At 65.0% G+C, this 12,186-nt stretch carries 9 protein-coding genes; 6 read left to right on the top strand and 3 right to left on the bottom strand.

Translation table 11 applies throughout. The annotated features are described in order from the left end of the window. Nucleotides 1-25: 25 nt before the first annotated feature. Nucleotides 26-619, bottom strand: coding sequence for a class I SAM-dependent methyltransferase (locus G453_RS0100250; RefSeq protein ID WP_027189406.1), 594 nt, complete (start codon nucleotides 617-619; stop codon nucleotides 26-28). A gap of 143 nt (nucleotides 620-762) precedes the next feature. On the opposite strand from G453_RS0100250, the gene G453_RS0100245 reads away from it, so the two are divergent. From G453_RS0100245 to G453_RS26875, 5 genes are all read left to right on the top strand, one after another. Then, complete coding sequence (locus G453_RS0100245; protein WP_027189405.1) at nucleotides 763-2,061, top strand: hemolysin family protein; 1,299 nt, start codon at nucleotides 763-765, stop codon at nucleotides 2,059-2,061. A 97-nt stretch (nucleotides 2,062-2,158) separates the two neighbouring features. Then, on the top strand, nucleotides 2,159-3,886 hold the full coding sequence (locus G453_RS0100240; protein ID WP_027189404.1) for a 30S ribosomal protein S1: 1,728 nt from the start codon (nucleotides 2,159-2,161) through the stop codon (nucleotides 3,884-3,886). Nucleotides 3,887-3,893: 7 nt separating this feature from the next. After that, nucleotides 3,894-4,805, top strand: coding sequence for a signal peptide peptidase SppA (gene sppA / locus G453_RS0100235; protein ID WP_027189403.1), 912 nt, complete (start codon nucleotides 3,894-3,896; stop codon nucleotides 4,803-4,805). Nucleotides 4,806-4,908: 103 nt separating this feature from the next. Continuing rightward, a complete protein-coding gene (locus G453_RS25795; protein ID WP_051271285.1) occupies nucleotides 4,909-6,213 on the top strand; it encodes a diguanylate cyclase in 1,305 nt (434 codons plus the stop codon). 379 nt (nucleotides 6,214-6,592) lie between these two features. Beyond that, nucleotides 6,593-7,234, top strand: coding sequence for a class I SAM-dependent methyltransferase (locus G453_RS26875; protein WP_043643861.1), 642 nt, complete (start codon nucleotides 6,593-6,595; stop codon nucleotides 7,232-7,234). A gap of 2 nt (nucleotides 7,235-7,236) precedes the next feature. On the opposite strand, the gene G453_RS0100220 is transcribed toward G453_RS26875, so the two are convergent. Continuing rightward, complete coding sequence (locus G453_RS0100220) at nucleotides 7,237-7,905, bottom strand: HAD family hydrolase (protein WP_043643859.1); 669 nt, start codon at nucleotides 7,903-7,905, stop codon at nucleotides 7,237-7,239. A 51-nt stretch (nucleotides 7,906-7,956) separates the two neighbouring features. Between G453_RS0100220 and G453_RS0100215 the strand changes: the two genes are divergently transcribed. Next, complete coding sequence (locus G453_RS0100215) at nucleotides 7,957-9,120, top strand: NAD(P)/FAD-dependent oxidoreductase (protein ID WP_027189400.1); 1,164 nt, start codon at nucleotides 7,957-7,959, stop codon at nucleotides 9,118-9,120. A gap of 89 nt (nucleotides 9,121-9,209) precedes the next feature. Here the strand turns inward: G453_RS0100215 and G453_RS21530 are convergent, their stop codons facing one another. Then, nucleotides 9,210-12,119, bottom strand: coding sequence for an insulinase family protein (locus tag G453_RS21530; RefSeq protein WP_043643858.1), 2,910 nt, complete (start codon nucleotides 12,117-12,119; stop codon nucleotides 9,210-9,212). Between the last annotated feature and the right edge of the window lie 67 nt (nucleotides 12,120-12,186).

Below are 12,186 nucleotides of genomic sequence, written 5' to 3'. Positions count from 1 at the left end.
AATACCGGCCCGGACGGGCGCGTCGTCATCCGTCCGCTCGTTTCACGGCCACGCCGAGCATGGTCAGGCGTGTTTCGTGCGCGCCGGGCAGCAGCACGAGCCCGCTGCGGGCCATGGCGGCCTTGTACTCCGGGGCCTGGAAGCGGTTGTGGGTGGGGTGGGCGACCACGTGACGCCAGAAGGGGTTGGCGTACAGGGCCGCGAAAATCTCCTCGAAATAGAACGCGCCGCCGGGTTTCAGCACGCGCGCCACCTCGGAGATGCCAAGCTCCCAGTCCTCCAGGTGATGGATGATGCCGAAGTTGAACACCGCGTCGAAGCTGTGGTCCGGGAACGGCAGGCGCTGGGCGTCTCCCTCCATGACCACGGCGGGCGTGGCGGCCAGGCGTTTTCTCGCAAGGCGCAGCATGTCCGGGTCCAGGTCCAGGACGTGGAGCGAACGCGGCGCGAAATACTCGAATATCAGCTGCGCCCCGGCGCCGTTGCCGCAGCCGATCTCCAGGATGTCGCCTCCGGGCTGCATGGGGCGCATGTGCCTAAGCCGCTTCGCCTCGCCGCGCTGCAGGAAGCGGCGCACGATGGAATTGCAGAAGAACCGCTCCGGCCAATTGACGATCATGAGCGGCAACCTACGTAAATTGTGCGTACTTTCATCATGCCATCTTCATGACTTCCCTGGGCCGGGGTGTCAAGAAAATCGGGAAAGGCACGACGTGTGGCGACTGCTTGCAACTCTCTTCGCAAGCCCATAAGAATCATGGGATGAACATCGACTTTATCCTGCAAGCGGGCACTGTCCTGATACTTATCGCCTTCAACGGCTTTTTCGCCGCCGCCGAGATGGCAGTGCTCACCTCCCGCAAGCCCAAGCTGGCCCAGCTGGCCTCCAGGGGCAGCGCCGGGGCCCAGGCTGCCCTGAAGCTCGCCGAGCGGCCCGAGGGTTTCCTGGCCGCCCTGCAGATAGGCATCACGCTTCTGACTATTCTTTCGGGTGCTTACGGCGAGGCGTCGCTGGCGCACTACGCCACGGACGTCCTGGAGCGCATCCCGCTCCTGGCTCCGTACTCCAAGCCGCTGGGCTTCGGGCTGGTGGTGGCGGGCATCACCTTCGCGTCTCTCATCATCGGCGAGCTGGTCCCCAAGCGCCTGGCCATCGCCGCGCCAGAGGCCATCGCGGTGCGCGTGGCGCGGCCCATGGCCCTGCTGCTGCGCCTTGCCGCTCCGGCGGTGTGGGTGCTGTCCGGGTCCACGCGCACGGTGCTGAAGATCCTGGGAGTCAAGGAGGACGTCGGCTCCCAGGTGAGCGAGGAGGAGATCAGGCTGCTGGTGCGCCAGGCCGCCACGGCGGGCGTGCTGGAAGACGTGGAGCGCGACATGCTGGAGCGCGTGATGCGCCTGGGGGACCGCCCCGTGGGCACGCTCATGACCCACCGCTCGCGCATCGTCTGCCTGGACCTGGAACACCCCGAGGCCATCCGCGAGACCATCCGCGTCACGCCTTTCAACCGTTTCCCCGTGGTGCGCGGCGGGCTTGAGAACCTGCTGGGCATCGCCGAGGCCAAGGACCTGCTGGCCGTGAACGTCTGCGAGAGCGTCCTGGACATTCTGCCGGTGCTCATTTCGCCGCCACACGTGCTGGAGTCCACCACCACCTTCAAGCTGCTGGAGCAGCTCAAGCTCGCGGGCCAGAATCTGGCCGTGGTGGTGGACGAATTCGGCGACGTGCTGGGACTGGTGACCTTCACCGACGTGCTGGAAGCCATCGTGGGCGACATGAGCCTGCCCGGTGATGCCAGGGAACCCCGCATCGTTGCCCGCGCGGACGGCTCCTGGCTGATCGACGGCATGACCCCCGTGGCCGAGGTGTTCGACCTGCTGGAGGATGACGCCCCTCAGGGCGATTTCCAGACCCTGGCCGGGTTCGTGCTGCACAGCCTGGGGCGCATTCCGGCCATGGCCGAGTCCTTCGAATACGGCGCCCATCGCTTCGAGGTGGTGGACATGGACGGCCGACGGGTGGACCGGATACTTGTGCAAAAAGTCCCAAGACAGGCGGCGTGAGGCTGAACCGGCGTTTTACCTGTTGTCAGAGCCCGGCATTTCGGGTAGGGGGTTGAATCCTTTTCGAGGGAATATCCTGTTGGAGGTCAACCAACTCATGGTCAACACTGAACAGTCAGAAACTTCTACCCCCGCGGACATGGAAGTGAACTTCGAGGCCGCACTCGAGAACTATCTTAACGAAGATTTCGGCGATCTCGAGGAAGGCGTCATCACCAGAGGCGTGGTGGTGCGCGTCGGCAAGGAGCACATCCTGGTCGACGTGAACTTCAAGTCCGAGGGCCAGATCCCGGTGTCGGAATTCACCGACCCCGAGGGCAACGTAACCGTCGGCGTTGGCGACGAAATCGACGTCTACGTCGTGGGCAAGAACGAGTCCGAAGGCACCATCCATCTCTCGCGCGACCGCGCCAAGCGGATGCAGCTTTTCGACAAGCTGGAAGACCTCCAAGACAAGGACGACATCATCACCGGCCGCATCCAGCGGCGCATCAAGGGCGGCTACACCGTGGACCTGGGCGGCGTCGAAGCCTTCCTGCCCGGCTCCCACGTGGATCTGCGCCCCGTGCCCGACATGGACGCGCTGGTCGGCAACGAATTCGAATTCCGCGTCCTCAAGATCAACCGCCGCCGTTCCAACGTGATCGTGTCGCGCAGGGTGCTTCTTGAGGAGCGTCGCGAATCGCTTCGCCGTGATCTGCTCACCACCCTGGAAGAAAGCCAGACCGTCACCGGCCGCGTCAAGAACATCACCGAGTACGGCGTGTTCGTGGACCTGGGCGGACTCGACGGCCTGATGCACATTACCGACATGTCCTGGAAGCGCGTCAAGCACCCCAAGGAGATGGTCTCCCTGGGCGACGAGTTGGAGCTGAAGGTTCTCTCCTTCGACAAGGAGAAGCAGAAGGTTTCGCTCGGCATGAAGCAGCTCACCCCGGACCCCTGGCAGAACATCGCCGACAAGTACCCGGTCGACCGCCGCATGTCCGGCAAGGTCACCAACCTGGTGGACTACGGCGCGTTCGTTGAGCTGGAAGCCGGCGTCGAGGGCCTGGTGCACATCTCCGAGATGAGCTGGACCCGCAAGCTCCGTCACCCGTCCCAGATGGTTCACCTGGGCGACGAAGTCGAAGTTGTCGTGCTTGGCGTCGATCCCGACAAGAAGCGCATCAGCCTCGGCATGAAGCAGGTCAAGCCCAACCCCTGGGATCTGGTGGCCGAACGCTACCCCGAGGGCGCCGTGCTTGAAGGCACCGTCAAGAACATCACCGAGTTCGGCATCTTCATCGGCATCGAGGACGGCATCGACGGCCTGATCCACGTGTCCGACATCTCCTGGACCAAGAAAGTCCGCCACCCCGGCGAGATGTTCAAGGTCGGCGACGTCGTGCGCGCCAAGGTCCTCACCGTGGACAAGCAGTCCGAGAAGTTCACCCTGGGCATCAAGCAGCTCTCCGACGACCCCTGGCACGACGTGCCCGGACGTTACCCGGTGGGCGCCATGGTCAAGGGCCTGGTGACCAACATCACCGACTTCGGCCTGTTCGTTGAAGTGGAAGAAGGCATCGAAGGTCTGGTGCACGTCTCCGAAATCAGCCGCAAGAAGGTCAAGACCCCTGCCGAGCTGTACAAGGAAGGCGACCAGATCGAAGCCCGCGTCATCCACGTGAGCGCCGACGAACGCCGCCTGGGCCTCTCCATCAAGTCCCTCAAGGAAGACGACGACAAGCGCAAGTCCAAGGAATACCGTTCCTCGGGCCCCGAAGTCGGCGTTGGCCTGGGCGACCTGATCCGCCAGAAGCAAGAAGAGGATGCCCAGCAGTAATAACACTATGCCGAAGACGGGTTTCAGACAGCGCCACCCGGTGTTGTTCGTCTTCGGCATTCTCTTTGCGGCCATGACCCTCACCACAGGGGTCATGGCCCTTTTCTTTTCCGCAGCAGGCTTTGACGACGAGGACTTCACCTTCGCCCTGCCCGCCACCGAGAAACTCGGCGTGGCCTACCTGGACGGAACCATCGAGTCCTCGGGACGCTTCGTGGCCTTCCTGAAGAAGCTGCGCGAAGACCCCGACGTCAAAGGCGTGCTGCTCCGGGTGAACTCCGGCGGCGGCGGCTTCGGCCCCTCCCAGGAGATTTTCCGAGCCGTGAAGGCCCTGGCCGCCAAGAAACCCGTGGTCGTCTCCATCGGCTCCATGGCCGCCAGCGGCGGCTACTACGCCGCCTGCCCGGCCAAGGTGATCTACGCCCTGCCCGGCTCCATCACCGGCTCCATCGGCGTGCGCAGCATGTTCCCCAGCGTGGTCGGCGTCACTGACAAGATCGGGTTCACTTTCTCGAGCTTCACCACCGGCAAGCTCAAGGACGCGGGTTCGCCCTTCCGGGAACTCACCGAAGAGGACCGCGCCTACCTGCAAGGCCTCATGAACGACCTGCACGACATTTTCGTGGGCGACGTGGCCCAGGCCCGCAACCTGAACCCCGCCGACCTCACCGCCCTGCAAGGCAAGGCCATGACCGCCGCCAACGCCCTGACCATCGGGCTGGTGGACAAGATGGGCAGCCAGGAAGAGGCCATGGAGGAACTCAAGGCGCTCTCCGGGATCACCAAGAAAAACCCCGCCACCATCCGTGGCCCAAAGAAGGAACAATCCCGCCTGGAAGAGTTCTTCGGACGCATGGGAGCTGCCTTCATCCAGGGCGTCACCTCGGCCCAGCCCGGATTCGAGTTGCGCGCGCAGTAGCCGCCATCCGCAACCCAGTATTTTTCGTCTTTCATGCCGTCCTTGACATGGGAATCTGTTCGTGAAAGACAATATCTATCCTTTTGCGTATGGTTCTGCACGGATGCCCCAAACAGATCTGAAATCCCTCAAGGTCCTTATCGTTGAAGACGATACGCCGTCCCGCCTCTGCCTGACCCTGACCCTGGAAGACAAGGTCGGTCAGGTTTTCGAGGCTGACAACGGAAAGTCAGGCCTGGAGCTTTACCATCGCCACACTCCCGACGTCATCATAACCGACCTGCGCATGCCCTGCATGGACGGCCTTTCCATGATACGGACCCTGCGCGAGTCCGGCTGCAAACCCTACGTCATCATCGCCTCCGGCTACGGCGAGGAGGAGTCCTACCTGGACGCCATCGAGCTCAAGGTGAACCTCTTCGTCAAAAAGCCCTACCGCCCCGAGAACATTCTCTCCGGGCTCAGCCGCGCCCATCAGGACATCCAGCAGCACCGCAGGGACAAGGCCCGCAGCAAAATCGCCGACGGGCTCCTCTCCAACGTGCCCAACTGCCACGTGATTTCAGACGGGGACCACATTCTCTATTTCAACGACCCCAAGCGCATACTTCCGGCCCAGGCCGCCGAAGGCAAGGACCTGGGCTCGTTTCTGCGCCAGCACTTCTCCCTGGCCCAGCGAAACGGCGCTGGCCGCACCACCCTGCCCCAGGACATCGCTTCCTGGCTGCTGAAGCACCAGGGACGTGAATTCATACTGGCCCCAAACGCAACCAGTGGCGACACCCGGCCCAGGCGTTTTTTACTGGCAATAGACCACGTCAGCTTCGAGGAAGAGAAGCGTCATCTGCTCACCTTCACCGACATTTCGCTGATCGAGACCGAGCGAGAACACCTCTCCCGCCTCGCCGGACGCGATTTCCTCACCGGCGTCGGAAACCGCCAGGCCTTCGAGACCGAAATCGCCCGCGAATCCAAGCGCGCCCTGCGGCATGGCACCGACCTGTGCCTGACCATGCTGGACATCGACAATTTCAAGTCCGTCAACGACACCTTCGGCCACCAGACCGGAGACGCCGTTCTGGTGGAACTGGCCCGCGTGCTTGGCGGCGCTGTGCGCGTGACGGACGTGGTTTGCCGGTACGGCGGCGAGGAGTTCATGGTCATCATGCCCCAGACCAGTCTTGACGGAGCGCGCCAGTGCGCCTTGAAACTGGGCGCAGCCATCGCCACGCACGATTTCGGCATCGGCCGGGCCGTCACCGTCAGCATCGGCCTGGCCTGCTGCAAGCCAGGCGAATCATCCCAGACCCTCGTCCGCAGGGTCGACACCGCCCTCTATCAGGCCAAGAACGCCGGAAAGAACCGCGTTGTCGTGGCCAAGGACGCGAATTTCAGCTGCACTGATTAGTTTTTTTTCGCTTTTTTGAAACACATCCCGAAGAAGCTGGAGGGAAGAAGCCTCCGGCGGCCAAAGGAACACGTTCCTTTGGAATCCTTTACCGCTTCGCCTCGTGCCCGTATGCACGGCAGGTAGGCGTTTGCGCGGTGCTGCCCGGTCGGGTGTGCCGTTTCTGAGCCTCCGGCGGCCAAAGGAACACGTTCCTTTGGAATCCTTTACCGCTTCGTGTCGTGCCCGTATGCACGGCAGGTAGGCGTTTGCGCGGTGCTGCCCGGTCGGGTGAGCCGTTTCTGAGCCTCCGGCGGCCATAGGGCTACGCCCTCTGGACACCCTCTCCGCTTCGCGTCATGCGCCATATGTTATCGATATGCTCTGGGGTTGGTATTCAATGCGACTGGCAGACGACGAGTATGGCGCTGTCGCGCCCATTTACGATGCGGCCACTGCCTGGGCGCTCGATCCCTTGCGCCGGGAATTGGCCGATGTCGTAGGGCGGGAGCGGGACGGGACGGTGCTTGACCTGTGCTGCGGCACGGGACGGCAATGTTATTTCTTTGCCAGGGCTGGACGCGACGCAGTGGGTGTGGACCTGTCCGCAGGCATGATCCGCCGGGCGGCGCGGTTAGAGAAATCGCAGGCAGCGCGAATGAACTTCGTCCGGGGCGACGCGGCCAGACTGCCCTTTCCGGACGCCAGCTTCACCGCCTGCACCATCTCCCTGGCCCTGCACGAAAAGCCGCCTGGAATGCGGCCAGTCATCCTGGCGGAGATGCTGCGGGTCACGCGTCCCGGAGGGCTCATCGCAGTGGTGGATTATCTGTCGCCGCACACGGGCGCGCAGGCCACGCTCTCTTGGGCAGTGAAGGCCGTGGAGCGCCTCGCCGGGCGCGACCATCACGCCTATTACGCCGATTATATGCGCCAGGGCGGGCTGGAAGGCCTGCTTGAACGGCAGGGAATGCGGACGATTGACGTCAGACGCCGCATGTTCGGCCTCATCGGCATCGCGCTCGCCCGACGTCCCGCCTGAAATCAGAACCAGCCCTGCGTCTCCAGACGCTCAAACAATTCACCTGCGTCCGCCGCAAGAAAATCCGGGGCCGCCGCCTGAAGATCGGCAAGCGGCGTCTCCCCGCTGGCCACGGCCCCAGCCAGGACTCCCGCGCGCCGGGCCGTCAGCACGTCCAGGGGATGATCCCCAACCATCAGGGCCTCGTCAGGGCGAGCATCCAGCAGGCCAAGCGCCTCCAGCAGGTGCGCCGGGTCCGGCTTCACGGCGGCCACATCCTCGCGCGCCAGCACTGCGGCCAGATACCGGGACGCGTCAGGGAAGACGGCTTCCACGGCCTGGCGGCTGTTGCGGGTGATAACAGCCAGGGCCACGCCCCGCCCGCTCAGGCGAGAGAGCATGGGCCGCACGAAGTCGAACAGGCTGGTGCGGGCTGCGGCCTCGCGCTCCATCTCTTCAATCAGGGCGTGGGAGTCGCGCCGGAAGTCCTCGGCCTGGGCACGAGTCATCATCGCGCAGAGCGCCTCGATCCACTCCAGGGCCGGGAGCCCGGCAGGCGTCACCGGGCTTCCCAGGCGGCTGGAGGCCAATTCGCCAACCCGCCGCTTCATCAGCGGGAAATCCAGCGCCGGACGGGCCAGGGTGCCGTCGAAATCAAACACCGCTGCGCGCAGTCGTGAACCGTTTCGCATCATTGCCTCCAGGCGCTCAACCGGGTATCAGGTGGGCCTTCTGGGGGCAAGATGACAGGCTATGACGTAATCATTGCCGGGGGCGGCCCGGCTGGCGCGGCAGCCGCCACGGTTCTGGCCGGGGCGGGCGTTTCGGTGCTGGTGCTCGACAAGGCGGACTTCCCGCGCGACAAGCTCTGCGCCGGGCTCCTCACCTGGAAGACCCTGCAAACGCTTACGCGCGTCTTCGGCGAAACCGCCGCGTCCCTCCAGGCGCTGGGCGTCATCAACCACGCAAGCGACCGCTACCGCATCCGCCATCTGCACCACGAGCTTTCCGGCGGCAAGCTGGTCTACCCCTTCCATTTCGTGGAGCGCCGCGTGTTCGACGCCTTCTGCCTGGAGCGCGCCCGCGCAGCCGGAGCAGAAGTGCGCACCGGCGACGCCGTGACCTGGGCCGACGTGGCCACGGCCACTGTCCGCACCGCGCAGGGCCGCGAATTCACGGGCAGACGCCTGATCGGCGCGGACGGGGCCATGAGCCGCGTGCGCGCCCACTGCGGCGTGGACACCACCCGCTGGCGCGACGAAATGGGCATGGGCCTGGAGGTCTACCTGCCGCGCGCCTGGCTGGCTGGCAGGACAGGCCTGCACGAGGACGTCACGGCGGATTTTCCCACCATCTACTCCGGCTTCATCGACGCGGGCTACTGCTGGAGCTTCCCCCACCGCGACCGGGTGATTGTGGGCATCTGCGGCCTGTACCACGGGAAGCCCGCCCGCATGATCCGCGACTGCCTGGACGAATTTCTAACCTTTCTCGGCCTCCCCAAAGACCACGGCCTGCCCGTGCGCGCCCATCCCCTGCCCTACGGCAACTGGCTTTCGCGCCCGAGCTTCGGGCGCACCCTGCTGGCCGGAGACGCCGCAGGCCTGGTGGAGCCGTTCTTCGGCGAGGGCATCCACTACGCCCTGCGCACCGGCGAGATGGCCGGACGGGCCTGCCTTGCGGCGATCAGCCAGGGCGCGGACCCGGCGGCCGTCTATCAGGCGGACCTGGAGCGCGAGATTTTCCCGGAGTTGACCTGGGCCAAACACCTGCGCAACCTCTTGTACTGGTTCGTGCGCAGCGGCATGATCCTGCCCGTGCGCGCTTTCCTGGGCGGGGGCGGCGTGAAGCTTCAGGAGTTGGTCCACGGCATGCGCTCGTTCAGGTTGCTGCGAAAGCTCACGTAGCGACGCCAGCAATAATCTTGCAAAAAGGGCAGGAAGCGCATGTTCGCGCTTCCTGCCCTTCAAGGTTCAGGCAGTTTCGGTCATTCCGGCTAGATGGCCCGGGTGATCACCATGCCCTTGATTTCCTTGGCGGCGTCTTTCAGCCGCTCCTCGGCTCCAACAACCACGACGGGCGCTCCGGCCATGGCCTTCTTCATCATGCGGCCCGCCTCGCGCAGATCATCCAGGGTGGTGTTCATCACCTGGGTGCGCACCAGTTGGCGCGCCTCCTCGGTGTCTCCCGCCCAGTGGCGCGCCATGGCCGCATGGCCCTGCGCGTCCGGGAGCAGCACGCTGTCGATGTCGCCCACAGTGCCGATCACCGCGCGCTCCAACTCGTCCGGGGCGATGTCCAGGTTGATGAGGAAGTCCCCGGCTTCGGCAAAGGCCTCCAGGGTCTTCTCGATGTTGGGGTCGCGGTAGGAGAGCATGGTCAGCATGTTGGACCAGCGGTCGTAGGAGCAGAACGAGCCGTACGCCCCGCCGCGCACCCGCACGCGCTCCCAGAGGTATGCGTTGCGCAGGTAACGGCAGGCCACCATCATGGAGCCGTGGGCCGTATAGCCGAACTCCGACAGGGGGCGGCCCTGGGCCACGTAGTTCACCTGCACCGGCGCGGACAGGCCCTCGTGCTCAGGCAGATCGAGCCCCGGCCAGGAGACCGGCGCCAGCGTGCCGCAGGGCAGCCCGGCCAGCATGGCTTCCAGACGCGGCCTGAAGTCCTGGAAGTTCCTGGCGTCCAGGGTGACGTTCACGTCCAGGCCCCCACGCTGGATGATCTGGCGGCGAAGCTCGTGCAGGCCATCGCGCAGCCACGGCCAGGACTGCTCGAAGTTGTTGGCCCAGGCGCGCAGGCTCTCGATTCCGGCAAGGCCGGAGAGACGCTCCTCGGCCATGGAGGCGCGGGAGAAGCGCGCGCGCAGGCGGCGCGCAGCGTAGGCATGGCCGGACGGCGCGAGGCGGCGTTCGGCGCGAGCCTTGGCCTCGAAGAGCATCTCCTTGAAGCGGGTCTCGTCGTCGAAGTTGGCGCGGGTCAGCGCGTCCGAGATGAGCCCCAGGAACTCGTCAGCGCGGTCCGGGGTGGCCTTGCCAGCCACCACCAGCCGCGCCGAGGCCTGGTCAGGCCCCTGGCCGCTGCGTGACGAGAGCGAGATGTCGCGCCCGATGCCGCCGGTCTTGCGCGCCACCCGGTTCAGGAAGTCCGCGAAATCCTCGCGGTCCGTGCCCATCTCCAGAAGCGCGCGCCCGAACAGCGGGACCAGGGGCAGAAGCTCCGTGCTGACCCCGGACATGTCAAAGCCCAACTCCAGATAGACCACGCCGTTGGTGGGCAGGTCGTGGAAGAAGATGCTGTTGTCCAGCCACTCGCCAGGGATGACCTTGTTGAGCCTGGGCAGGTCCTTCAGGTGCAGCTTGGGGATGGTGGCCAGGGCCTCGGGGGAGTCCGGCGTGTCCTGGAAGGCCTCGACGCGCGCGGCCAGCTCCAGGGCGTGCTTTCTGGCCTCGGGGCTGAGCGCGGCCTGGGCCGCGTCCAGCCTGGCTTTTTCCTCTTCCAGCAGCCGTTCGGCCATGCCGGGGTCGGGCAGCAGCACCACGTGCACCCGGTGGGTGTTCTCGATGTAGTGCTCGCGCAGGAGGTTCTCCAGGACCTTTTCTCCCGAGGCCAGCCGGGCTTTCAGGGCGTCCAGCGGGGCCTGGAAGCGCAGCGGGGCCAGCGGATCGCCGCCGTGCAACCAGGTGGTCAGGGCGCGAAGCATCAGCGAGAGCCCGCGCGGGTAGGAGCCGGTGTTGTTCTCGCGCAGCCGGAACTCGATGGTGTTGATGGCCGCTTCCGCCGCGTCCGCCGGGATGCCCTGCTCCAGGATGGTCTTCAGGGTGTCCAGCACCAGGGCCTCGGCCTGGGTCACCTTGTCCGGGTGTACGCCCTTCAGGCCGATGGAGAAATACATCTGGCGAAGCTCGGTCTCCATGCCGCCGCCGGCCAGGTCCTCGCCCAGGCCCGAGCCGATGAGCGCCCGGCGCAGCGGCGAGCCCGGCAGGCCGATCAGGGCGTGCTCCAGCACGGAGAGGGCCAGCACTTCTTCCATGTCGCGAACTTCAGGCAGCAGCCAGTTGATGGTGAAGTAGGCCTTGGGGTCGCAGCCGTCCTGGGACGAACCGCAGGCGTAGGGCTTCTCCAGGCGGCGCGGCTCGGTCATCCTCGGCTGAAGGGCCACGGCGGAGTCGATGGCGAGCTGGTCGAAATCCTTGAGGTATTCCTCCAGGATCTCCAGGCGGCGTTCGGGGTCGTCGTCTCCGTAGAAGAAGAAGCGGGTGTTCGACGGATGATAATAGCGCCGATGAAAGTCCTTGAACTGCTCGTAAGTGAGGCTCGGGATGTGGGCGGGGTCGCCGCCCGAGTCCACCCCGTAGGTGTTGTCCGGGAAGGTCTGACGCTGGGACTGCTCCGAGAGCAGGCTCTCGGGCGAGGAATACGCGCCCTTCATCTCATTATAGACCACGCCCTTGAAGACCAGGCCGCCGTCCTGGGGGTGGAAGTGCCAGCCCTCCTGCCCAAAGATCTCCTCGGGGATGCGCGGGTAGAACACCGCGTCCAGGTAGACGTCCACCAGGTTGTAGAAGTCGGCCAGGTTGGCGCTGGCCACGGGGTAGCAGGTCTTGTCGGGATAGGTGAAGGCGTTGAGGAAGGTCTGGAGCGAACTTTTCAGCAGCTCCACGAAGGGCTCCTTCACCGGATAGCGGCGCGAGCCGCAGAGAACCGAGTGCTCCAGGATGTGGGGCAGGCCCGTGGAATCGGTGGGGGGCGTGCGCAGCGCTGCACCGAAAACCTTGTTGTCGTCAGGGCTTATGATCGACAGCAACTCGGCTCCGGTGCGCTCGTGCCGGTAGAGTCTGGCCTGGATGGCGTATTCTTCGATGGGGCCTTCATGGATGAGTGAAAAACCGTGCTTGGCGGACATGATCGCTCCCGTGGATGTGATGATGCCTGTCTCTAACCCGGCAGGAGCAGGTTCGCCAAGCGATGAA

Origin of the sequence: Fundidesulfovibrio putealis DSM 16056, assembly GCF_000429325.1 — a bacterium.
GTDB classification, from domain to species: Bacteria; Desulfobacterota; Desulfovibrionia; order Desulfovibrionales; family Desulfovibrionaceae; genus Fundidesulfovibrio; species Fundidesulfovibrio putealis.
This window is presented reverse-complemented; position numbering and strand designations above follow the sequence as displayed.